Genomic DNA, 21,671 nt, shown 5'->3' with positions numbered 1-21,671 from the left:
GCTCTTGACAGATCACCGTCGTGAGGCCGCTTTCGGAAAAGAAGCGATTGCCAACGTTATAGAGCTAGGGACAGGCGACGATTCGCGCAAGAGTTGAAGGTGATAGTGATGCAAAATTAGCTCCGATCTCCAACCTATTCACAGGCCAAAAGCCACTAAGATACCTCCGCCAACACCGTTCAAGATTACCGCCGTGAACGAGGAGTTATTTGAGGATGTGGACACAGTGAGCTGGTTAGCTTCGGGGGCCGCTGATGAACAATACGGAATTCAAATCCAAGCTAGCAATTCTTTCAAATCGATTGGAGCACTTGGAAAGATTTTTGGGGGCCTTTGCAAAGAGCCTACCTCCACCGCTGTTCTATGATTCGGGATTGCAGCATTTTGGCTTTCGATACGGCAAACCGGACTTGCGACATTTTTGCCTTCTAAAGGCAGTAAGGGCAGTTAGCGCTCTAAATGCATCGATAGAACTCGTCCGATCGGGCTACACGCAAGAACTCTACGTTCTCTTGCGAACGGTAATCGAGTTCAAATCTCATATCGAATATGTGCTCTCGGCTAGAAAAGACGATGGCAGTTTAGCCGAAGATGTTGATCGTCATATCCAGGAGTATTTCGCTGACTTTAGGAGAAATAGCCCGTCGGACTATAAGCGGCCTAAATTGCGGCAGGGGCTTGTTCATGAATCTGTCGGGAGCATGTACGTCAGCGATATGGATAAAGCCGGCACGATTGATCGATTCTCCAATGTCGTCCCATCTAAGCTACTCTCGAATATCTACTTGAATTTTTCAAACTACGTTCACGGTCGATATCCTGAGACCATGGATCTGTACGGCGGAGAGCCAACGAAATTCCACCTTCGCGGCATGAGCGGAACGCGAAAGGACAACGAAAACTTCCTCATGTTGGAAGCGTCAGTCGAAAGCATTTCGATAACGCTAAGAATGCTAATTCAGAAACTCGATTTGCGTAGCGTTATAGCTTCCGATAGTGAATTGAAGCGCTGGTTCTCGAATGGCTAAATTCTAGACGCGCTTCCAGTTTGCAGGTTGCGCAACGATTGCTGTCGCATGTCATTTTTTGACCGCGATCGCCCATCACGGTTCCAATCGTGCATCACGCTCCCCATCAATCGCCCCGGCCCGACGAGTCCGCACCCGGCATGACACCGGCGAGTGCCGCGGAGACCTGGCCGCCGCTCCGCCGTTTCATCATCCGCGAACGGCGCCTCGGGCGCTTCATGGCACGCCGACGATCGACGGCAATCGTCTATGAGTTCCTTCGCTTCGGCATCAAGCAGGGCTGGGCCTGCCTGTTCGGCGGCATCGCGGTTGCGCTGATGATTGCGACCTGGCGCTTCTATCCCGCGAGCGCGCCGCTGGCGCGCTATGATTTTCTGTTTCTCTGCATGATCGCGGTCCAGATCGTGCTGCTCGGGGCGCGGCTGGAGACGCTGGATGAGGCGAAGATCATCGTGATCTACCATGTCGTCGGCACGGTGATGGAGATCTTCAAGACCTCGGTCGGCTCCTGGATCTACCCGGAGCCGAGCTTCTTTCGGATTGCCGGCGTGCCGTTGTTCACCGGGTTCATGTATTCATGCATCGGCAGCTATCTCTGCCGCGTGTGGCGGTTGTTCGATTTTCGCTTCGAGCGGCATCCGCCGCGCTGGGCGCTGGTTGCGCTGAGCATCGCGATCTACGCCAACTTCTTCACCCATCACTACGTGCCGGACCTGCGGATTGTGCTGTTTGCCGCGGCCGCGCTGCTGTTCGCGCGCACGACGATCTATTTCAAGGTCTGGGGCGAATACCGTTCGATGCCGCTTCTGCTCGGTCTCGGTCTGGTGACGCTGTTCATCTGGTTCGCCGAGAATATCGGGACCTTCACCAGGACGTGGCTCTATCCGTCCCAGAGCCACGGATGGGCGATGGTCTCGTCCGCCAAGTTCGGCTCGTGGTTCCTGCTGCTCATCATCAGCTACACGCTGGTGAGCCTGATCAACACGCCGCGTGTTCGGGTCGAGCCGCGACGGACCGTTCCGGTCATGCCCGAGTTGGAGGCGGTCTAGTCCGATCCGGCGAGCGGTTTCGCGCGCGGCGAGGTTGCCGTTTCGATGCGAATGGCGGCTATTTCTTCTTCGCCCCGACCCGTTCGAGGTCCTTGATCGCCAGCGGCGGGCGGCCGGATTTCTCGGCGATCTCGCGGTCCTGCTCCATGATGAAGCCGCGCGCCGGCTCATCGCCGTCGAGGCCGCCGAGCAGCTCCGAAGGCACGCGCCGGTTCGAGCGCTGGGAGCCGTCTTCATAGAAGACGTTGAAAAAGGCGAATTCGCCCTTGGGATTGGTTCCGGGTTTTTTGGCCATGGCGGGCTTGTCGTCGATCAGGGCGCCATAGTCAAATGACTTTGGCGGGTTTCCGGTGGTCAGCCGCGGCCTTTCGGCGGCAGAACGGGCTGCGCGATCGATCGACGAGGTTCGCTGGCGAGAGGTTCGGGGGCAGGACGGCGCGCCAGCGCTGCGTAAAATCCGATGAAGTCCGTCGATGGGACCCTCGCCTCAATAAACGGCGGGCCGCAAAGCCCGCCGTTTATTTTTGGTCTTCAGCGTCGCCCGGGGCTGGCGGGGCAACAACCTAAAATAGAACAATATAACTTGCGCCATGCCGTGGCAAGGTAAATCGTGGCGGCGCTGGTGTCGCAGCGAGCGCATCAGATATGCGTTGATCGCGATCTCCAGTCTTCGAAGCAGTATTTGTTTAGGCCATCAAATCACTTTGTTCATATTTCTCGCTCTCGCGATGCAGCGAGAGTTGCGCTCTTGTAGGAATGCGCGTTGGGCTGCATGTCTTCCCGTCTGCGTGCGGATACTGTGACGCTCGCGCACGCTGGTTCCATCTTCGCGGTGCACATCTCAAGGCGTGCGCGGGTGTTGTGCTTCCTTATGGCGCCACCAGCTCCACGCGCCGGTTCAGCGCGCGTCCGGTGTCCGTGGCATTCGAGCCGACCGGCGCCAGCAATCCGACGCCGGCGGTGCGCAGCCTCGTCTGCGCGATGCGGAAATTCTTCACCAGCTCAGCTGCCACCGCCTCCGCGCGGCGCTTCGACAGATCGAGATTATACTCATAAGCGCCCTGGCTGTCGGTGTGGCCGACGATGAAGACGTTGAGTTGCGGCTGGCTCGTCAGCAGCTTTGCGATCTGCTCCAGCGTCGGGCGGCTCTCGGGCTTGAGCACGGCCTTGTCGGTGTCGAAATAGATGCCGTAGAGCGCGATGTGGCCGGTCTCGCCAAGACCTTTCGCCATCGCGGCGGCGTCGACCATCTTGTTTGCGATTGCGCCGAGCTCGGCGACGGTGACCTGCGCAGTGATGTCCTGGTTGTTCTGGCTGACGATGACGCTGGCATAGGTCTCGCGCCCGCCCTCGGTCTTGCGGCCGGCGAAATAGCGGTAGTTGAAACCGTCGACCCACATCTGCGGGACCGGTAGCGTATCGATGCTTTCCGTGAAGGGAATCGCGCCGCAGGCATCGGTGTCGCAGGCAAGCAGCGTCTCGAAGCCGGCTTTCGCGAGCTGCGTCTCGAAATTGCGCGACACTTCCAGGATCGAGGGGCCGGGATTGGTGCGATAGGCGATGCGGAAGATCCGGCCTTCCAGCCGCCGCGCGTCGGTGGGCTGGCCGTCCTTGAACGCGGCCGCCTGCATCCGCGTCGCGTCAAAATCCTTCATGACGTAGCCGGTGATGACGCTGCCGGCGAACCGGCCGATGCCGGGATAGTCGCGCGCGCCCGCCACGTCGCGCGTCTGCGCGGCGGCGGGGGCGATGGTCTCGAACGAGAGCAAAGCAAGGACAGCAAGCATCCGGTACGGAATGGGCATGGTCATCTCGATCGGTTGGGGACGGGGTGAGCGCTGTTCGTTAGTCGCGCCCATGGCGGGATCGGTTCTGACGAGGTTTTGCCGCTTTGACGCGAATCCTGTTCCCGGGCATGATCCGCCCCCCGCCGCGCACCTCTTGAGGATTTTCCCGTATGTTGAGACCGCTTCTCGCCACCGCCTTCGTCCTCTCGCTGGCCGGGGGATCGGCGCAGGCTGCCCGCTGCGGTGGCGACTTCAACAGCTTTGTCGCCAGCATGACCGCGGAAGCGCAAGCGGCCGGCGTTTCGGCGGGCGTGACCAGCGCGGCCTTCAGCGGCATCACCCAGGACGGCGCGGTGCTCGCCTTCGACCGGCGCCAGCGCTACACCTTTAACAAGAGCTTTGAGCAGTATGTCTCGACCCGCGTCGGCCCCGGCCGCATCAATGGCGGCAAGGCACTGCTCCAGCGTCACGCCGCTCTGCTCTCGCGCATCGAACAGCAGTTCGGCGTGCCCCGCTATATCCTGGTTGCGATCTGGGGCCTGGAGAGCGATTTCGGCAAGGGCGACATCGGCAAGCTGCCGGTGATCCGCACGCTCGCGACGCTCGCGCATGATTGCCGCCGTACCGAGCTTTTCCAGGGCGAGCTGCTCGCAGCGCTCAAGATCGTGCAGCGCGGCGACCTGCCGCTGCGCGACCTGATCGGCGCCTATGCCGGCGAGATCGGCCAGACCCAGTTCCTGCCGTCGTCCTATATCAAATACGGGGTCGATTTCGACGGCGACGGCCACGTCGACCTTCGCCACAGCGTGCCCGACGTGCTCGCCTCGACCGCGAACCTGCTCCACACCAGCGGTTTCAAGATGGGGCAGCCCTACGGCGAGGGCACCGCCAATTTCGAGGCGATGCGCGAGTGGAACAGGGCGGTGATCTATCGCAAGACGATCGGGTATTTTGCCGATCGGCTGGCGGGGCAGTGACCGGCTGCATACTCACTGTCATCGCCCGCGAAAGCGGGCGATGACAGTATTCCAGAGGCGGCAGCGATAGAGCAGAGAGGCCGCGGCGTACTGGATTCCCCGCTTTCGCGGGGAATGACAGCGCAGTGTGAGGAAGCGCTCTTGCGCGCCTGACTACTTCCTCGCCCCCTTTGCCATCCTCTCCAGCTTCCGCTGCAGCGGCGCCCAGTATGTTCCCGGGCGGAAGCGCTGCAACAGGTCCATGAAGCGGGCGTCGTTGCCGATCAGGATGCGGGGCTCGTTCTTCTCGATGCCCCTGATGATGCGGAGCGCGGCATCCTTCGGCGTCGTCTTTGCCGCAGTCTCGAACCGCTCGATCATCTGCGAGCGACGGGCGTTGTCGGTGACGCCGACCCCGGTGCGCGAATTGCGCGCGATCGCGGTGGCAATGCCGCCGGGATGCACCACCGACAGCTTGACCGGACTCCCCGCTACCGCGAGCTCGTGCCGCACGCTCTCGGAAAAGCCGCGCACCGCGAACTTGGCTGCCGCATAGGCCGATTGTCCCGGCGGCGCGATGATGCCGAAGATCGAGGAGATGTTGACGATGTGCGCCGCTTCCATCGTCTTCAGATGCGGCAAGAAGGCGCGCGTGCCGTGCACCACGCCCCAGAAATTGATGTCGAACAGCCACTCCATCTGCGCCTGATCGATCTCCTCGAACGTGCCCAGCAGCGCCACGCCGGCATTGTTGATGACGATGCCAAGCGCAGGATGCGCGGCGAGCGCTTCGCTGGCGAATTGCGCGATGTCGCCGGCCTCGCTGACGTCGACACGATGGACGCTGATCTTGCGTGCGGGTCCGATCTCGGCGGCCAGCGTCTTCAGCCCGGCCTCGTCTCGATCGGCGAGCGCGAGGTCGCAGCCGCGCCGGGCAAGTTCGATGGCGAGGGCCCGGCCGATGCCGCTCGCCGCTCCCGTGATGGCGGCGGCGCCGCGAATCGCTGTCATGGATTCCCCCTCCAGCTCCGATTAGGGAACTATGATTTACATTTTTTCAGAATGGAACTGAACCGTATTCAAGCTGGCTCCTTAACATACGCGACTTGAACTTACGTGACTTGGACGGAAGCGGCAGCATTGGGAGCCATCGATGGGACCATCAGAACCATTTACGGCAACAGCACTCATCGTCGAAGACGACGCCATGCAGCGGGAGATGCTCAGTCTCCTGCTGGAAGAGAGCGGGTATCAGGTCATCCAGTGTGAGAGTGCCGAGGCGGCCGAGCGTGTGCTGGACAAGAATGCCGGCGTGCTATGCCTGATGCTGACCGACGTGCAGCTCGCGGGCCGCATGACCGGCGTCGAGCTGGCTCATGTCGCGAAGGACCGGAATCCGAAGCTGGACGTTGTCGTCACCTCCGGCCGCCCCTTGATGCAAGCCCTGCCCGATGGCGCCAAATTCTGGGCCAAGCCGTGGGCGCCGCTCGACGTGCTGCGCGAAGCCGAGCTTGCGCAGCTGAATTAACGCAGCACCACCTCCCGCTCGGTCCAGCGCAGATAGTGCCGCGGTGCGGCGCCCAGTTCGCGCTTGAACATCGCGGCGAACGCGCTCGGGCTGTCGTAGCCGACGTCGAGCGCGACGCAAGTCACGGCCTCGCCGGCACCTAATCGCGCCAGCGCTTCCAGCAGGCGGACGCGCTGGCGCCAGGCCGAGAAGCTCTGGCCGGTCTCGCGGCGGAACAGCCGTGTCAGTGTCCGCCGGCTGAGGCTGCATTTGTCGGCCCAATCATCGAGCGTGAGGTCCGAGGAGGGATCGCCGAGCACCGCCTTGCAGATTGCGGCAAGACGCGGGTCCGGCGGCATCTGCACATGCAGCGTCACCTCCGGCATACGCGCGATCTCGGTGAGCAGGAATTCGATCAGCTTGCCGTCGCGTCCATCCTGGTCGTAGGTCTGCGGCATGCGCACGGCTTCGTCCATCAGCGCCTCGACCAGCGAGGAGGCCCGGATCAGGCGGCACGTATCGGCGGCATTCTGCTCACGGTCCGGCGTGACGTAGATCGTCTGCGCCTCGACCTCGCCCCAGGCGCGCGACTGATGCACGACGCCGGCGGGAATCCACAGGCCATGGCCGGGCGGGATCACGAAATGGCCGCGCTCGGTCATCATCGCCGTCACGCCCGCGATCTGCAGGATGAATTGATCGCGCCGATGCGCGTGCCGCGTGCTGGTGCTTTCGTTCGGATAGATTGCGGTCATCGCGCCGACCGGCCGCTCGACCTTTTGAAGTTGTCCGGCATAGCGTGCGACATTTGCAGGGCCCACCTGCTTGTGGCCGACGCGCAAGTCACCAGTGTCATTTCGCCGCGCTGCGATTTTCACGTGTCGTGAGCTCCCGGTTTAAGTCCTTTTCGCAAGGCTCTTATGCATCTTCCGGGCCAGATATGGCCCGATCGCGATGGTTATTGTCCCCGATCAGGTAGCGCGGGACAGAGCGTTTGGCAACAATACGCGCGCCCACGACATTCGCTGAACCCGAATGCGTCGCGTGGCAAAGTCCTTCTCACGTCGATATGCGACCACGGAGAGCTCGATGAACAGACGCGAATTCACCCAGGCCATGCTGGCCGCGGGCGCCGCCATCCCCTTCGGCATCACGCGCGCAGCCGGCCAGACCCGCGGTGGAACGCTCAACACCATCATCCAGCCCGAGCCGCCGCTGCTTGTGACCGCATTCAACCAGCAGCAGCCGACGCTGACGCTCGGCGGCAAGATCTACGAGAGCCTTCTCAAATACGGCGATGATCTCAAACCGATGCCCGGCATGGCGCAGTCCTGGGAGATTTCACCCGACGGCCTCACCTATACGTTCAAGCTGTTTCCCAACATCACCTTCCACGACGGCAAGCCGATGACATCAGAGGACGTCGTGTTCAGCTGCATGAAGGTGCTGACCGAGACGCATCCGCGCGCGCGGCAGAATTTTGCGCGCGTCGCCTCCGCCGAAGCGCCCGATCCGCTCACCGTCGTGTTCAAGCTCAAGCAGCCCTTTGCGCCGTTCCTCGGCTGCTTCGACTGCACCTCGGCGCCGATCCTGCCCAAGCACATCTATGAAGGTACCGACTTTCGCAAGAACCCGCTGAACGACAAGGCGATCGGCACCGGCCCGTTCAAGCTGAAGGAGTGGGTGCGCGGCTCGCATGTGCATCTGGTGCGTCACGAGGGCTATTATCTCAAGGACCAGCCCTATCTCGACGAGATCATCTATCGCATCATCCCGGACTCGGCCTCGCGGGCGCTGGCGCTGGAGAACGGCACCGTGCAGCTCGCGCAATGGACCGACGTCGAGTTCTTCGACGTGCAACGCTTCAAGGCGCAGAAGAATCTCGAAGTCACCACCAAGGGCTATGAATATTTCGCGCCGCATCAATGGCTCGAAATGAACAACCGCATCGCGCCGATGAACGACAAGCGCTTCCGCCAGGCCGTGATGCACCTGATCGACCGCGACGCGCTCGCCAAGCGCGTCTATTTCGGCAACGCCAAGGTCGCGACCGGCCCGATCTCGTCCAAGACGAAATTCTATGATGGCAAGGTCAAGCGCTACGACTATTCGATCGAGAAGGCCAAGGCGCTGCTCGACGAGATGGGCCTGAAGCTAGATGCCAACGGCAAGCGTGCCGAGATCAAATATGTCGTGCCGCCTTACGGCGAATCCTATCAGCGCGCCGGCGAGTTCTTCCGCCAGAGCTTTGCCCGTGTTGGCATCGATCTCGTCCTTGTCGGCACCGACATGGCCGGCTGGGCCGAGAAGGTCGGCAATTGGGACTACGAGATGACCCAGAACCTGCTCTACCAGCTCGGCGATCCCGCGCTCGGCGTTTCCCGCACCTATGTCTCCTCGAACATCAAGAAGGGCATCCTGTTCTCGAACACGGAAGGTTATTCCAACCCCGAGGTGGACAAGCTGTTCGACGAGGCCGCGGTCACGCTCGACGAGGCCAAGCGCCAGGAGCTCTATTCCAAGGTGCAAGCGATCCTGGTCGAGGACGTGCCGGTAGCCTGGACGCTGGAGCTCGAATATCCCATCATCTACGACAAGGCGTTCAAGAACGTCGTGTCGACCGGCATCGGCTCGCACGAAACCTTCGGGTCGGTCTACAAATCGTGATCCGTCTCGGCAGCGCGGCGATGATCGGGCTGATGGCGCTGAGCCGGATCGCCCAGCTCATCGCCGTCATCCTCGTCATCGCCACTTTCAATTTCGTGCTGGTGCGGGCCGCCCCCGGCGACCCCGCCCAGGTCATGGCCGGGCAATCCGGCGCGTCCGATCCCAAACTGCTGGAGGATCTGCGGAAAGAATATGGGCTGGACAAGCCCTACGCGGTGCAGCTCGCGAGCTATCTTGGCCGTGTGATCAGGCTCGACCTCGGCTATTCCTATCGCCAGCGCCGCGCGGTGGTCGATCTCATCCTCGAGCGCCTTCCAGCAACGCTTCTTTTGACGGTGACGGCCTTCTGCCTCGCGTTGCTGATCGGCACGACCCTTGGCGCGCTCGCGGGACTAGCTGCCGGCAGTGTGCTGGACACGGTTTTCACCGTGCTGTCGCTGGTGCTCTATGCGACGCCGGTGTTCTGGCTCGGGCTGATGCTCGTGCTGGTCTTCTCGGTGACGCTCGGCTGGTTGCCGCCGTTCGGCTACGAAACCATCAACGTCAAACTCTCGCCGCTCGCGCATGCGCTCGACATCGCAAAACACATGATCATGCCGGTGACGTCGCTGGCGGCAATTTATCTTGCGATCTATGCCCGGCTGATGCGCTCCTCGATCATCGAGGTGGCCCAGCAGGATTTCATCAAGACCGCGCGTGCCAAGGGCCTGTCCGGCCCGAGCATCGTGGTCGGCCACATGCTGCGCAACGCGCTGGTGCCGGTCGTCACCGTGGCCGGCATGCAGGCCGGCGCGCTGGTCGGCGGCGCCGTGGTGATTGAGACCGTGTTCGCCTGGCCGGGCCTTGGACGGCTCACCTTCGATGCGCTGCTTCAGCGCGATTATCCCGTGCTGCTCGGCATCTTTCTCATTCTGTCGATCGTGGTCATCGTGCTCAATCTCCTGACCGACCTGATATACAAGCTGATCGATCCCCGCATGACCACGGGAGCGGCGTGATGGATGCGGTCCGCGCCTTCCTGCGTCATCCCTCGGGCATGGTTGGCCTCGTCGTGCTGCTGATCGTTGTCGTCGCGGCGATCATCGCGCCCATCGTGTTCCCGGTCTCGCCCTGGGAAATGGTCAGCGCACCCTTCACGCCGCCCGGCGAGGACGGTCTTCTGCTCGGCGGCGACACGCTTGGCCGCGACGTCGCAGCCGGTGTCGCCTATGGCGCCCGTGTGTCGCTCGTGATCGGCATCGCCTCGGCCATGGCCGCCATGGTGATCGGTGTCACGATTGGTGCGATATCAGGCTATTTCGGCGGCAAGATCGATCTGGTGCTGATGCGGATGACCGAACTGTTCCAGACCATCCCGGCCTTCGTGCTCGCGATCCTCCTGGTTGCGACCTTCAACCCGTCGCTGTTCACGATCATCCTGACCATCGGGGCAGTGAGCTGGCCGCCGCTGGCGCGCCTCACCCGCGCCGAGTTCCTGCGCCTGCGCAATCGCGAATTCGTCGAGGCCGCGCTGTGCCAGGGCGAGGGCACCTTCCGCATCGTGCTCGGCCACATCCTGCCCAACGCGATCTCGCCGATCCTGGTGGTGACATCGCTGACGGTCGCGACCGCCATCCTGCTGGAAAGCGCGCTGTCCTTCATGGGTCTCGGCGATCCCAATCTGATGTCCTGGGGCTTTATGATCGGTGCCGGGCGCACGGTGATCCGTAATGCCTGGTGGATGAGTGTGTTTCCGGGGCTCGCCATTCTCATCACGGTGCTTGCGATCAATCTGTTCGGCGAGGGCCTCTCCGACGTCCTCAACCCGCGTGTGTCGAGGCGCCGGTCATGAGTGACCCCATGCAGACCAGGACTCCGGTGCTGGCGGTCGAGAATCTCTCGATCGCACTGCCCGAAGGCGGTGATCGTCCGTTCGCCGTCGAGAACGTCTCTTTTGACGTCAAGCCGAACGAGGTCGTTTGCCTCGTCGGCGAGTCCGGCTCGGGCAAGTCGATGATCGCGCATGCGGTACTGTCGCTGTTGCCGAAAAGCATTGCGGTTGCCTCCGGCGCCGTAATGGTGGCGGGGCAGAATCCGACCAAGCTCGACCGGCGCGCGCTGCGGCGCCTGCGCGGCGGCGATGCCGCGATGATTTTTCAGGAGCCGCTGTCCTCACTGAACCCGCTCAAGCGTGTCGGCAAGCAGATCGAGGAGATGATCCTCTCCCACCAGCAGCCGACGCCGTCGGCAGCCGGGGTGCATGCGCGCGTGCAGCAGCTCCTGACCCAGGTCGGCCTGCCCAATCCACAATTACTCGAAAGGAGCTACCCGTTCGAGCTCTCCGGCGGCCAGCGCCAGCGTGTCATGATCGCGATGGCGATGGCCAACCGGCCGGCGCTGTTGATTGCGGACGAACCGACCACCGCGCTCGACGTCACCACCCAGCGCCAGATCCTGCGCCTGATCGACGATCTCCGCCGCGACCGCGGCATGGGCGTGCTGCTGATCACCCATGATTTCGGCGTCGTCGCCGACATTGCCGACCGCGTCGTGGTGCTGCGTCACGGCAAGGTGGTGGAGCAGGGCACGGTCGAGGAAGTCCTGCGCCGTCCCAAGGAGGCCTACACCCGCGAGCTGATCGACGCGGTGCCGAAAGCGCGGCTCGACGACATCCGTCACAAGACCATCCGGCCAGAGTCGCTGCTGGAGGTCGTCGGCCTCCAGAAGACATTCCGGGTCAAGCGGGGCTGGTTACAGCCGCCGCGCGAGGTCGTCGCCGCCGACGGAATCTCGCTGACGTTACATGAGGGCGAGACACTTGCCGTCGTCGGCGAGTCCGGCTCCGGAAAATCGACGCTCGGACGCATGATCATGCGGCTGACCGAGCCCGACGGCGGCGCCATCCGCTTCAACGGCCAGGATCTGCGCCTGTTGCGCGGTGAGGCGCTGCGCCAGGCGCGCAAGCAGCTTCAGATCGTGTTCCAGGATCCCTTTGCCAGCCTCGATCCCCGCCAGAAGGTCGGCGACGCCATCGCGCGCGGCCCGATGGCCTATGGCACGTCGCGCAGCGAGGCGATGGAGCAGGCGAAAAAGCTGCTGGTGCGGGTCGGCCTCAACGCCGTCGCCGCCGATCGTTACCCCCACGAATTCTCCGGCGGCCAGCGCCAGCGTATCTGCATCGCGCGGGCACTGGCGCTGAAGCCCCGCGTGTTGATCGCCGACGAGGCGGTTTCCGCGCTCGACGTCTCCGTGCAGGCCCAGGTGCTGGCGCTGCTCGCCGAGCTCCGTCAGGAGATGAAGCTCGCGATGGTCTTCATCACCCACGATCTGCGCATCGCCGCCGAGATCGCCGACCGCGTCATCGTGCTCCAGAAGGGCCGCATCGTGGAAGAGGGCGCGACCGCTGACGTCTTCACGGCGCCGCAAGCCGCCTACACCCGCGACCTGCTCGATGCGATCCCGGGCCGCGACTTCTTCGACCAGCCGGGCTTTGCCAGCGCGGCCGGCAAAATTCCGACAGCAAGGATGAGTTCATGACCGACAGCGTTCCCCTTCCAGCCGGCGCGCGCGAGCGCATCGAGGCCGCCGTCGATGCCGCCTTCGACCGGCAGGTCGAGACCACGATCGCGTTCACGGCCATTCCGAGCACGCGAGCTGCGGAAGCCCCCTGCCAGGACATGTTCGCAAAGCTGCTGCGCGAGCGCGGCTACGAGGTCGACGACTGGGTCATCAATCAGGACGATCTGAAGACGCTGCCGGGCTACGGTCCGGTCGAGACCGATTTTTCGCGCGCGCGCTCCGTCGTCGGCACTTTTCGGCCCAGGAAGGAAGAGGGCCGCTCGCTGATCCTTCAGGGGCATTGCGACGTGGTGCCGGTGGGCCCGCTCGATATGTGGGAGCGGCCGCCGTTCCAGCCGGTGGTCGAGGACGGCTGGCTCTATGGCCGCGGCGCGGGCGACATGAAGTCCGGCACCATCTCGGCGCTGTATGCACTCGATGCGATCAAGGAAGCGGGCTACAAGCCCAAGGGCCGCATCCACCTGCAATCGGTGATCGAGGAGGAGAGTACCGGCCTCGGCGCGCTCTCGACCCTCCAGCGCGGCTATCGCGCCGACGCCTGCATCCTGCCCGAGCCGACCGACGAAAAACTGATGCGTGCCCAGGTCGGGGTGATCTGGTTCCGCCTGAAAGTGCGCGGGATACCCGTCCATGTCGCGCGCGCCGGCACCGGCTCGAATGCGATCAAGGCTGCCATTCATCTGATCCAGAAGCTCGAAGGTCTCGAAGCCGAGTGGAACGAGCGCGCCAAGACGCATCCCTCGTTCAAGTCGGTCGATCATCCGCTCAACTTCAATCCCGGTATCATCAAAGGCGGTGACTGGGCCTCCAGCGTTCCTGCCTGGTGCGATGTCGATTGCCGCATCGGCGTCCTGCCCGGCTGGAAGATCGCCGACGCCCAGGCCGAGATCGTGGATTTCGTCGCCAAGGCGGCGCGCTCGCATCCGTTCCTCGCCAACAACCCACCGGAGATCGTCTGGTCAGGCTTCCTGTCGCCGGGCTACGAGGCGACCGACATTCAGGAGAGCGAAGCCGTTCTGGCTCCGGTCTACGAGCACGTGTTCGGCCGCAAGCTGACCAGCTTCTCGTCCACCGCGCTGACCGACGCACGCTTTTATGGCCTCGACTTCGGCGTTCCCGCCTTCTGCTTCGGGGCCAAGATGGAAGGCGCCCACGGCTTCAACGAGCGCGTCGATCTCGCTTCGGTGAAGCGGGTTACCAAGGCGCTCGCACTGTTCACGGCGAGCTGGTGTGGCATCGAGGCGAAGTAGTTCAAAGAAGGAAACACAAAGGGAGGTTCGTGAATGGACAGCCAGGGTGCAGGCGGCAAGCCGCCGGTCAAGTCGCAGGAGGATCTGCGCGCGCATTTCGGGCAGCTCAGCCCGCTCGCGGAGAAGAAGGTTCTCGATCATCTCGATAAGTTCTGCCGAGACTTCATCGCCCTGTCCCCGTTCCTCGTCCTCGCCACCAGCGACGGCAACGGTCACGCCGATGCCAGCCCCCGGGGCGACGCGCCGGGCTTCGTCGCCGTGCTCGACGACAAGACGCTGCTGATCCCCGACCGGCGCGGCAACAACCGTGTCGACACCTTTGGCAATATCATCGCCTCGCCCGGCATCGGGCTGATTTTCCTGGTGCCCGGGATCAACGAGACCCTGCGTGTCAACGGCCGCGCCGAAATATCGCAAGATGCCGAGCTCTTGACGCCGCTCGCGGTGCAGAACGCCGTCCCCATCATCGGGCTCAAGATCCATGTCGAGGAAACCTATTTCCACTGCGGCAAGGCGCTGATGCGCTCGAAGCTCTGGAATCCGGCCGCGCAGGTCGAGCGCAACAGCTTTCCGACGCTCGGCCGGATCATCGCCGAGCAAACCGCCGCCATCGGGGTCGCAGAGGCCGAGAAGACGATGGAAGAAGCGTACCGTACGAGGCTCTATTGAGAATGACCGATCTGATATCCTGGCGGCAACGGGCAGGCACGCTGTTCGATTGCGAGAAGACGCCGGCGACCGCCCGTCGCGGCATGGCCGTGACCAATCATCCGCTGGCTTCCGCTGCCGCGCTCGAGATGATGGCCGCCGGCGGCAATGCGATCGACGCGACCGTCGCGGCGCTGTTCACGCTGACCGTGGTCGAGCCGATGATGGTCGGCATTTTTGGTGGTGGCGTCGCGGTGATCAGGCTTGCGGATGGCCGCATTACCACCATCGACGGCCTGTCCACCGCGCCGGCGGCCTGCCGTCCCGACAGTTACAAGCCAGTGTCCGACCGGTGGCCGGACTACATGGAGACGGAGGGGCGCCGCAACGCCGTCGGTGCGGCTGCGGTTGCGGTGCCCGGCACGCTGAAGGCATGGTGCGAGGCGCTGGAGCGGTTCGGCAAGCTGCCGCTGGACTCGGTGATGGAGCCCGCCATCCGGCATGCGCGCCGCGGCTTTGCGGTCACGCCCTATCTCGCCAATTGCATTGCCGAGATGGCGCCGGACCTGTCACGCAACGCCGCGATCTCGGCCAAATTCCTGCCGAAGGAGAGGCCGCTCAGGGCGGGCTCACTCCTGGTGCAGGGCGAATATGCGGAGACGCTTGGCGCCATCGCCAAGGAAGGGCCACGGGCGGTCTATGGTGGCAGCCTCGGCGACGTCATCGCGCATGAATTGTCGAAGGCGGGTTCGTTCCTGACCGCCGCCGACCTCGAGGCCTACAAGACGATCGAACGCGAACCTGTCCGCGGCACCTATCGCGGCGTCGAGCTGATCGGCCCCGAGCCGCCCGCGTCCGGCGGCGTCCACATCATCCAGATGCTCAACATCCTGGAAGCCTACGACATCGGCAAGTCCGGCTTCGGTACGGTCGAGACGATCCATCTGATGCTCGAGGCCCTGAAGATCGCCGCCGCCGATCGCCGCGCGGCGACGGCCGACCCGGCCTTCGTCAAGGTGCCGGTCGAGCAGCTTGTCTCCAAGGACTACGCCGCCCGGCGCCGCGCCGAAATCGATCCTGCGCGCGTCGGCACCTATGCCGCCGGCGTCGGCATCCAGACCACGCCGACGGGCACCAACGAGTCCGCCAACACCACCCATGTCACGATCGCCGATGGTGACGGGAATATCGTCACCTCGACCCAGACCATCAACTCGCTGTTCGGCGCGCGCATCATGATATCAGGCACCGGGATCATCCCGAACAATTACATGTACCTGTTCGACCCGCATCCTGGTCACGCGCTGTCGCTGGCGCCGGGCAAGCGCATCACCAGCGGCATCTCGGCGATGATCGGCCTCAGCGAGGGCCGGCCGGCCTTCGCGGTCGGCATGCCCGGCGCGCACCGGATTCCCGCAGGCGTGCTCCAGGCCGTCATCAACCTGGTCGACCACGGCATGAGCCTTCAGGAGGCGGTCGAGGCGCCGCGCATCTTCTCTTGGGGCCAGGAGGCCGAGATCGAGACCGGGATGGCTGCTGGCGTGCGCGAGAAGCTCACGGCGCTCGGTCATCCCGTGGTGTCATCCGCCCATGTCGGCGGCGGCATGTGTGCGATCGGCTTTGGGCTCGACGGCGAGATGACAGGCGCGGCCTGCTGGCGCGCCGATGGCGTGCCGATGGGCGTCGGCGGCGGCCTGGCCCGCGCCGGCACCTCGTTCTGGCCCGATCCGCGTCGGCCGCGCTGACCGGGTCGTGACTTCTCGGGGTGGGGCAGGGATGGTAGTGACAGGACATGTCCTGGTCTTTCCTGCTTACCTCGCTCATCGTCGTCGCCTCGCCAGGCACCGGCGTGCTCTACACGCTGGCTGCGGCGCTGACCCGCGGCTCGCGCGCCAGCGTCGCGGCGGCGTTCGGCTGCACGCTCGGGATCGTTCCGCACATGATGGCGGCGATGCTGGGCCTGGCCGCCGTGCTCCACACCAGCGCGCTCGCCTTTGCTGCGCTGAAATGGGGCGGTGTGCTCTATCTGCTCTACATGTCCTGGCAGGCGTTACGCGAGACCGGGGCGTTGGCGGTGGAGGGTGAGATCAAGGAGAGGTCGAGCGGCCGGGTCATCGTCACCGGCTTTCTCATCAACATCCTCAATCCAAAGCTCTCGATCTTCTTCCTCGCGTTCCTGCCGCAGTTCATCGCATTGGACGAGGCGCATGTGCTGGCGCGGATGCTGGAGTTGAGCGGCGCCTTCATGGCGATGACCTTTGCCGTGTTCGTCGTCTACGGCCTCTGCGCCGCCTCGGTGCGCGAGCGCGTGATCTCCCGCCCCCGTGTCATGGCCTGGCTGCGCCGCAGCTTTGCCGCCGGTTTTGCGATGCTCGGTGCCAAGCTGGCGTTTGCTGAAAGGTAGGCGCTCTTCACCTTTTCCCCGCTTCCTTCCTTCACCTCTCCCCGCCGGCGAGGAGAGGGAGTGAGAGAGAGCGGAGCGCGACAAGGCAGCCAATAAAAAAGCGGGCCTTGCGCCCGCCACCTTCAATCTCTCTCAATCCCACCCGAAGCCCGGGCGGAGCGAGGCTCCACCCGGGCAAAGAAAAAGAAGCCTCGTTACTTCTTCTTCGCCTTCTTGGCCTTTTTCGCCTTCTTCTTCGCCGCCTTCTTCGCTTTCTTAGCCATAGTATCCTCTCAAGGGTTCATGGTTAAACGCGACACGAGGGATGCTCGGCGGAGGGCCAGCCTCGCAACATCCTCGAACACAAACTCAGCAGATTCGCAGGCCGCTGCCCTCTGCTGTCACATCCGTGTCATCGCGTTATCCACAGCTCAGATGCATTTTCGGGTGATTTTTGCCCGCGAATCCGCATCGCAGCGCAAGTGGCGCGTCGCCAGCGACATGCCTAACGATCCGACAACGCGCGCGCCGTTCATGAATCCAAAACCAAGGACGCGGTTTGAAGGGTCGCAGTGAGACTCCGTTAAGTGCAACCCGCGCATTGTTCCCCGCAAGAAAACGGGGATGGGTGATGGACGAACGGCTGCCACAGACAGGGGGCGTGACGCTACGCGCGCTGCGGGCGCCATGCTGAACGTACCGACACTCTGGACGGTCTTCGTCGTCAACTTCCTGGCGCTCGGCCTGATCTGGGCCTACGTGACGCGCTCCTATCCGAAATTCGCGGCGGCACGGTTCTGGATGGCATCGGCCTTCGTCGGCTCGGCGGGCGCAATGACGGCCTTGCTGCGCCTGTTCGTCTCTTCTCCATTGCCCCTTCTGTTCGGCGCTGCCGGTGTCATCGCGGCGAGTTGCCTCGCAGCCATGGGCATCCAGCGCTTTTACGACCGGCCGGTGTCCTGGCGCATCATGGTCGTAACGGGCGCCTTGAGCCTCGGCGGTGTCGTCTTCTTCATGGTTGGTTTCGATCACATGCAGCTGCGCATGCTCAGCTACACGATCGGCCAGGCCCTCCCGCTGGCGCTGTCGCTGCACCTGCTGCTGTTGCCGCCCGAAGGCCGCGTCAGTCCGGGCGCCCGGCTGTCCGGCATCGTCATCCTCGCCACCATCGCGATCTTCCTCGCTCGCACCGCGGGCAATCTGCTGGGCTACGATTTCTCGGCGGCCGCCGGCGGTCAGACCCATGCCGTGATGGTGCTGGGGCTGCTGTTTCTGTCGATGACGCTCAATTTCGGCTTCCTGCTGATGGCGATGGACCGGCTGCGGGGCGAGGTCGCCGACCTCGCATTGCTCGACGATCTCACCGGTGTCGCCAACCGGCGACATCTGTTGCAGCGCCTGTCCGAGGAATGCGCCCGTTCGGAGCGCAGCGGCGAGCCGTTCTCGCTGCTGGTGATCGATCTCGACGGCTTCAAGACCATCAACGACACCCATGGCCATGCCGCGGGCGACGCCTGCCTGCGACACTTCACCCTGATGGCGCAGACGCGGCTTCGGCCGGGCGACATGCTCGCCCGCACCGGCGGCGACGAGTTCTGCGTGGTGCTGCCCTCGTCATCCCTGCGCGAGGCGGCCACGATCGCCCGCCGCGTGCTCGAGGTCTGTCGCCAGGACGCCGCCGCCTGCACGCCCAAGGACATCCCGATCGCGATCTCGATCGGCGTTGCCGAATGGGACAGCGGCATCGGCCAGTTCCCGGACCGGCTGATCGCGCATGCCGATCACGCCCTCTATGCCGCCAAGAAGAACGGCAAGAACGATTTTGCCGTCTACGATCCGGCCCCGCCGCTCTCGCCCGAGCCGAACGGCTTCGGTCAGGCCGCGCGCAAATTCGCGTAAAGCCTGCTAGGATTTGGGTCCGCATTGGACCCGTATGATGATCTCCCGCCTGCTCGCCGCACTTCTCGCCATCATTCTGGTCGCACCGACCGCTGCAACGGACGCCGACCTCGCAAAGCTCGCGCGCGCCTCCGGCTCGCCTGATATTCCCGGCCTGAAGATCGTCTGGCTTGCGCCGTGGGGCGACGTTCAAAACGCCCATGCCTGGCGCAACATCATCGTGCACCAGACCGAGGGACCGGCGGGCTCGGCGCGCGGCGGCGCGGCGGAGCAGTCGAAGAACCCAACGCGCCGCGGCGTCACGGTATGGGTCGAGACCGACGGCACGGTCTATTGGGCGGTCGCGGAAAATTTGGTGCCGACCCATGGCGACGGCGCCAACCGCAACGACAACAAGTTCATCGACAACAGGCCGACCTATCGCCAGGTGGTGCGCGACAATTCGATCGGCGTCGAGTTCGCCGGCAACTATCCGGATGTCGCGGCCGGCCCGACCGATGCGCAGGTCGCGGCATGGAAGATCCTCGTGAAGGTGCTGCGCTCGCGCTACGGCATCCCGCTCGACCGCGTCTATGCGCACAACTGGATCGACTACAAGGACGCGCGCTATTGCGAAGGCTGCTGGCTCGCGACGCTGGCGCGGACGTGGGGAGAGTAGGGCTGAAGCGCGATGACGATTCATCGAATCTCATCGCGCTTCAGCGTGCCTTCCACGTTCGGGAGTTGCCCGTTCAGGGGAATGCCTTGGGAAGATCGGCCGAAGGCTTCGTGACGATCTGATGCGCATCGCGCCAGATCACTTCACGCTGGTGCGACGTCGTGATCGTACGCACCGGCAGGCCACCCTCCTCGAGCAGCCAGGCGCAGTAACGCGCGCGGCTGACCGCTTCGCGGGCTCGGGGATCGAACCAGCAAATGCCCCAGATCGAATCGCGCCGCTTGAAGTGCCGCGCGATGCGCCCGGGAAGCGGCAGATGCTGCGCGAACCAGGCGAACTGGTCCGAGAGCTCCTGCCGAATCCAGTCCGGACAGTTGTTTCGCTGGACGTACCAGGACGCGCGAAAGAAGCCGCTCTCCACGCGGCTGTGCGGGTGGATGAGCGGTGTAACGAACCGCAAATACATGACGACACGGCGCGACGCCGTGTTGCGTCACGCCCCTCGTAACCAGATTGGATGAATGAAGAACAGCCGCGAAGCGGCGCTCAGCTCATGACCGATCGCCGGTCACCTGTGGGCGGTGGCGGTCGGAACGTGTCGATCTCAACTTCATGCCGCCTCCCTTAAGAGCGTGAGCAAAGTGGCGCGGTAGTGCGCCGGGGCGGCAGCACATACACCAGCCCGCGTCCTGCGACAAGTGGAGCGAGATGACCTCATACCGGTTGTGCCATCCAGCCGAGCAACCGCCGGATCAATCCCGGCCGCCGCGGCACTTCCGGCGGGCCGTCTGCTGCCAGCACGCGTTTGAAGAAGTAATCCAGAAATACCATGTCGTTCGGCTCGGTGACGGTGAATGTCTCGTCGCCGAAGAACACGCTGTAGTTAAAGAAGAACGGCCCCATGATCGGGATCGTCGCGGTCGAGGCGTAGTCCTTGGAGATCACGAACTCGGCGGGGTCGAGCCCGTGCTCGCGCATCGCCTGCTCGACCAGCGGCAGCTTGCGCATGAACTGGGCGGAGAAGCCGCCGACGGTGGATTGCAGGATGATCGACACGGCGGTGTCCGTTCTCTTGGTGCTGCGCCCGATACTTTGGGTCGGTTGACCGGCGACGCCGGTTCAAGAAGCGCGGCCGGCGTCTGCGCGAACATGCTGCACCTCACACAAACAAAAAAGCCGGCGTTGCCGCCGGCTTTTCGTCTCTTCTCGATCCGCCAATCTCTGGCGCCGGCGAAACCGCGCCTAATGCGCGGCTTCCAGCGCGGCCTGTTCGGCCCTTGCGATCGTGCCCTTGACCGCGGACTGCACCTTCTCGAAGGCGCGGACCTCGATCTGGCGGACGCGCTCGCGCGACACGCCGAACTCGGCGGCAAGGTCTTCCAGCGTCATCGGCTCATCGGCGAGGCGGCGGGCCTCGAAGATGCGGCGTTCGCGCGGGTTGAGCACGCCCATGGCGCCGTTCAACGCGACACGGCGTTCGTCATACTCCTCGTGCTCGGCCAGCATGGCTTCCTGGTTGGGCGTATTGTCGACCAGCCAGTCCTGCCATTCGCCGGCTTCGCCGTCGTCGCGGATCGGAGCGTTGAGCGACGCGTCGCCACCGAGGCGGCGGTTCATGTCGATCACGTCCTGATCGGTGACGCCGAGACGCTTGGCGATGATCTTCACCTGGTCGGGGCGGAGATCGCCCTCGTCCAGCGCGTTGATCTTGCTCTTCGCCTTGCGCAGGTTGAAGAACAGCTTCTTCTGGTTCGCGGTGGTGCCCATCTTCACGAGCGACCAGGAACGCAGGATGTACTCTTGAATCGACGCCTTGATCCACCACATCGCGTAGGTGGCGAGACGGAACCCCTTTTCGGGTTCGAAACGCTTCACCGCCTGCATCAGGCCGACATTGCCTTCCGAGACGACCTCGGAGATCGGCAGGCCGTAGCCGCGATAGCCCATGGCGATCTTGGCCACGAGACGGAGATGGCTGGTGACGAGCTGGTGCGCCGCGTCGCGATCGTCATGCTCCCGCCAACGCTTGGCGAGCATGTATTCCTGCTGGGGTTCCAGCATCGGGAACTTGCGAATTTCGGCGAGGTAACGAGAAAGGCCGGATTCTCCATTGAGGACCGGCAGAGCAGCGGTACGGGCCATTGTAAGCCCCTCCAAAGGTTCAGGCCCCCGATAGCGGCGGGCCAGGCAGACGACCGCTGTGTTAAAGCCGGCCGTAGCTGCGATGTTCCGCGTTGGTCATTTCCAACGCAGGCGCAATATACCCCATGGGGGGGCAAAA

At 63.7% G+C, this 21,671-nt stretch carries 21 protein-coding genes; 14 read left to right on the top strand and 7 right to left on the bottom strand.

The window, feature by feature from the left end; genetic code table 11:
* The first annotated feature begins 254 nt into the window (after positions 1–254).
* Together AC1RR3_RS28580 and AC1RR3_RS28575 are read left to right on the top strand one after the other, a co-directional pair.
* Positions 255–1,028 carry a hypothetical protein gene (locus AC1RR3_RS28580; RefSeq protein WP_492826915.1) on the top strand — a complete coding sequence of 258 codons (774 nt, stop codon included), beginning with the start codon at positions 255–257 and terminating at the stop codon, positions 1,026–1,028.
* A gap of 140 nt (positions 1,029–1,168) precedes the next feature.
* Positions 1,169–2,077 (top strand): DUF817 domain-containing protein, encoded by a 909-nt coding sequence (locus AC1RR3_RS28575; RefSeq protein WP_492826913.1) that lies wholly within the window; start codon positions 1,169–1,171, stop codon positions 2,075–2,077.
* A gap of 58 nt (positions 2,078–2,135) precedes the next feature.
* Here the strand turns inward: AC1RR3_RS28575 and AC1RR3_RS28570 are convergent, their stop codons facing one another.
* Together AC1RR3_RS28570 and AC1RR3_RS28565 are read right to left on the bottom strand one after the other, a co-directional pair.
* Complete coding sequence (locus tag AC1RR3_RS28570; RefSeq protein WP_008135904.1) at positions 2,136–2,372, bottom strand: hypothetical protein; 237 nt, start codon at positions 2,370–2,372, stop codon at positions 2,136–2,138.
* Between the two features lie 574 nt (positions 2,373–2,946).
* Complete coding sequence (locus tag AC1RR3_RS28565; protein ID WP_492826911.1) at positions 2,947–3,882, bottom strand: OmpA family protein; 936 nt, start codon at positions 3,880–3,882, stop codon at positions 2,947–2,949.
* A gap of 152 nt (positions 3,883–4,034) precedes the next feature.
* On the opposite strand from AC1RR3_RS28565, the gene AC1RR3_RS28560 reads away from it, so the two are divergent.
* Positions 4,035–4,841 carry a lytic murein transglycosylase gene (locus tag AC1RR3_RS28560; protein ID WP_492826910.1) on the top strand — a complete coding sequence of 269 codons (807 nt, stop codon included), beginning with the start codon at positions 4,035–4,037 and terminating at the stop codon, positions 4,839–4,841.
* Between the two features lie 153 nt (positions 4,842–4,994).
* Here AC1RR3_RS28560 and AC1RR3_RS28555 read toward each other — a convergent pair whose 3' ends face one another.
* Positions 4,995–5,831, bottom strand: coding sequence for an SDR family NAD(P)-dependent oxidoreductase (locus AC1RR3_RS28555; RefSeq protein ID WP_492826908.1), 837 nt, complete (start codon positions 5,829–5,831; stop codon positions 4,995–4,997).
* Between the two features lie 142 nt (positions 5,832–5,973).
* Between AC1RR3_RS28555 and AC1RR3_RS28550 the strand changes: the two genes are divergently transcribed.
* Positions 5,974–6,348: a response regulator gene (locus AC1RR3_RS28550; RefSeq protein WP_492826906.1), complete on the top strand. Its 375-nt coding sequence runs from the start codon at positions 5,974–5,976 to the stop codon at positions 6,346–6,348.
* On the opposite strand, the gene AC1RR3_RS28545 is transcribed toward AC1RR3_RS28550, so the two are convergent.
* Complete coding sequence (locus AC1RR3_RS28545; RefSeq protein WP_492826904.1) at positions 6,345–7,205, bottom strand: AraC family transcriptional regulator; 861 nt, start codon at positions 7,203–7,205, stop codon at positions 6,345–6,347. The two genes, AC1RR3_RS28550 and AC1RR3_RS28545, sit on opposite strands and share 4 nt — an antisense overlap.
* A gap of 211 nt (positions 7,206–7,416) precedes the next feature.
* On the opposite strand from AC1RR3_RS28545, the gene AC1RR3_RS28540 reads away from it, so the two are divergent.
* The 10 genes from AC1RR3_RS28540 to AC1RR3_RS28495 all read left to right on the top strand — a co-directional run bounded on the left by AC1RR3_RS28540 (position 7,417) and on the right by AC1RR3_RS28495 (position 19,390).
* A complete protein-coding gene (locus AC1RR3_RS28540) occupies positions 7,417–8,994 on the top strand; it encodes an ABC transporter substrate-binding protein (protein WP_492826902.1) in 1,578 nt (525 codons plus the stop codon).
* Positions 8,991–9,992, top strand: a complete 1,002-nt coding sequence (locus AC1RR3_RS28535; RefSeq protein ID WP_492826900.1) for an ABC transporter permease — start codon at positions 8,991–8,993, stop codon at positions 9,990–9,992. Before AC1RR3_RS28540 ends, AC1RR3_RS28535 begins: the two co-directional genes overlap by 4 nt.
* Positions 9,992–10,825, top strand: a complete 834-nt coding sequence (locus tag AC1RR3_RS28530; RefSeq protein ID WP_492826898.1) for an ABC transporter permease — start codon at positions 9,992–9,994, stop codon at positions 10,823–10,825. The genes AC1RR3_RS28535 and AC1RR3_RS28530 overlap by 1 nt, the downstream gene beginning before the upstream one ends.
* Positions 10,822–12,510, top strand: coding sequence for an ABC transporter ATP-binding protein (locus AC1RR3_RS28525; protein WP_492826897.1), 1,689 nt, complete (start codon positions 10,822–10,824; stop codon positions 12,508–12,510). The genes AC1RR3_RS28530 and AC1RR3_RS28525 overlap by 4 nt, the downstream gene beginning before the upstream one ends.
* Complete coding sequence (locus tag AC1RR3_RS28520) at positions 12,507–13,802, top strand: ArgE/DapE family deacylase (RefSeq protein WP_492826895.1); 1,296 nt, start codon at positions 12,507–12,509, stop codon at positions 13,800–13,802. Before AC1RR3_RS28525 ends, AC1RR3_RS28520 begins: the two co-directional genes overlap by 4 nt.
* Before the next feature lie 33 nt (positions 13,803–13,835).
* Positions 13,836–14,471, top strand: coding sequence for a pyridoxamine 5'-phosphate oxidase family protein (locus AC1RR3_RS28515; RefSeq protein WP_492826893.1), 636 nt, complete (start codon positions 13,836–13,838; stop codon positions 14,469–14,471).
* Between the two features lie 2 nt (positions 14,472–14,473).
* The gene (ggt, locus tag AC1RR3_RS28510; protein ID WP_492826891.1) at positions 14,474–16,195 is read left to right on the top strand and encodes a gamma-glutamyltransferase; all 1,722 of its coding nucleotides are present in this window, start codon (positions 14,474–14,476) and stop codon (positions 16,193–16,195) included.
* A gap of 47 nt (positions 16,196–16,242) precedes the next feature.
* Entirely contained in the window at positions 16,243–16,854 is a 612-nt protein-coding gene (locus tag AC1RR3_RS28505; protein ID WP_492826889.1) for a LysE family translocator, read from the top strand.
* A gap of 666 nt (positions 16,855–17,520) precedes the next feature.
* Positions 17,521–18,732, top strand: a complete 1,212-nt coding sequence (locus tag AC1RR3_RS28500) for a GGDEF domain-containing protein (protein WP_492826887.1) — start codon at positions 17,521–17,523, stop codon at positions 18,730–18,732.
* A gap of 34 nt (positions 18,733–18,766) precedes the next feature.
* The gene (locus AC1RR3_RS28495; protein ID WP_492826885.1) at positions 18,767–19,390 is read left to right on the top strand and encodes a peptidoglycan recognition protein family protein; all 624 of its coding nucleotides are present in this window, start codon (positions 18,767–18,769) and stop codon (positions 19,388–19,390) included.
* A 73-nt stretch (positions 19,391–19,463) separates the two neighbouring features.
* Here the strand turns inward: AC1RR3_RS28495 and AC1RR3_RS28490 are convergent, their stop codons facing one another.
* From AC1RR3_RS28490 to rpoH, 3 genes are all read right to left on the bottom strand, one after another.
* Positions 19,464–19,811 (bottom strand): hypothetical protein, encoded by a 348-nt coding sequence (locus tag AC1RR3_RS28490; RefSeq protein ID WP_492826883.1) that lies wholly within the window; start codon positions 19,809–19,811, stop codon positions 19,464–19,466.
* Positions 19,812–20,104: 293 nt separating this feature from the next.
* Positions 20,105–20,446: a hypothetical protein gene (locus tag AC1RR3_RS28485; protein WP_492826882.1), complete on the bottom strand. Its 342-nt coding sequence runs from the start codon at positions 20,444–20,446 to the stop codon at positions 20,105–20,107.
* Positions 20,447–20,632: 186 nt separating this feature from the next.
* Positions 20,633–21,532: an RNA polymerase sigma factor RpoH gene (rpoH, locus tag AC1RR3_RS28480; RefSeq protein ID WP_492826880.1), complete on the bottom strand. Its 900-nt coding sequence runs from the start codon at positions 21,530–21,532 to the stop codon at positions 20,633–20,635.
* Positions 21,533–21,671 lie beyond the last annotated feature (139 nt).

It is taken from the genome of Bradyrhizobium sp. GW821-FHT13H05 (assembly GCF_058804065.1).
Note: the sequence above shows the minus strand (reverse complement) of the source record. Positions and strands in the feature narration are given on the sequence as shown.

What these genes read in the sequence shown, in the direction of transcription:
- AC1RR3_RS28580 (WP_492826915.1), top strand. Translation starts at nt 255, where the DNA reads ATGAACAATACGGAATTCAAATCCAAGCTAGCAATTCTTTCAAATCGA.
- AC1RR3_RS28575 (WP_492826913.1), top strand. Translation starts at nt 1,169, where the DNA reads ATGACACCGGCGAGTGCCGCGGAGACCTGGCCGCCGCTCCGCCGTTTC.
- AC1RR3_RS28570 (WP_008135904.1), bottom strand. Translation starts at nt 2,372, where the DNA reads ATGGCCAAAAAACCCGGAACCAATCCCAAGGGCGAATTCGCCTTTTTC.
- AC1RR3_RS28565 (WP_492826911.1), bottom strand. Translation starts at nt 3,882, where the DNA reads ATGCCCATTCCGTACCGGATGCTTGCTGTCCTTGCTTTGCTCTCGTTC.
- AC1RR3_RS28560 (WP_492826910.1), top strand. Translation starts at nt 4,035, where the DNA reads ATGTTGAGACCGCTTCTCGCCACCGCCTTCGTCCTCTCGCTGGCCGGG.
- AC1RR3_RS28555 (WP_492826908.1), bottom strand. Translation starts at nt 5,831, where the DNA reads ATGACAGCGATTCGCGGCGCCGCCGCCATCACGGGAGCGGCGAGCGGC.
- AC1RR3_RS28550 (WP_492826906.1), top strand. Translation starts at nt 5,974, where the DNA reads ATGGGACCATCAGAACCATTTACGGCAACAGCACTCATCGTCGAAGAC.
- AC1RR3_RS28540 (WP_492826902.1), top strand. Translation starts at nt 7,417, where the DNA reads ATGAACAGACGCGAATTCACCCAGGCCATGCTGGCCGCGGGCGCCGCC.
- AC1RR3_RS28530 (WP_492826898.1), top strand. Translation starts at nt 9,992, where the DNA reads ATGGATGCGGTCCGCGCCTTCCTGCGTCATCCCTCGGGCATGGTTGGC.
- AC1RR3_RS28525 (WP_492826897.1), top strand. Translation starts at nt 10,822, where the DNA reads ATGAGTGACCCCATGCAGACCAGGACTCCGGTGCTGGCGGTCGAGAAT.
- AC1RR3_RS28520 (WP_492826895.1), top strand. Translation starts at nt 12,507, where the DNA reads ATGACCGACAGCGTTCCCCTTCCAGCCGGCGCGCGCGAGCGCATCGAG.
- AC1RR3_RS28515 (WP_492826893.1), top strand. Translation starts at nt 13,836, where the DNA reads ATGGACAGCCAGGGTGCAGGCGGCAAGCCGCCGGTCAAGTCGCAGGAG.
- ggt (WP_492826891.1), top strand. Translation starts at nt 14,474, where the DNA reads ATGACCGATCTGATATCCTGGCGGCAACGGGCAGGCACGCTGTTCGAT.
- AC1RR3_RS28505 (WP_492826889.1), top strand. Translation starts at nt 16,243, where the DNA reads ATGTCCTGGTCTTTCCTGCTTACCTCGCTCATCGTCGTCGCCTCGCCA.
- AC1RR3_RS28500 (WP_492826887.1), top strand. Translation starts at nt 17,521, where the DNA reads ATGCTGAACGTACCGACACTCTGGACGGTCTTCGTCGTCAACTTCCTG.
- AC1RR3_RS28495 (WP_492826885.1), top strand. Translation starts at nt 18,767, where the DNA reads ATGATGATCTCCCGCCTGCTCGCCGCACTTCTCGCCATCATTCTGGTC.
- rpoH (WP_492826880.1), bottom strand. Translation starts at nt 21,532, where the DNA reads ATGGCCCGTACCGCTGCTCTGCCGGTCCTCAATGGAGAATCCGGCCTT.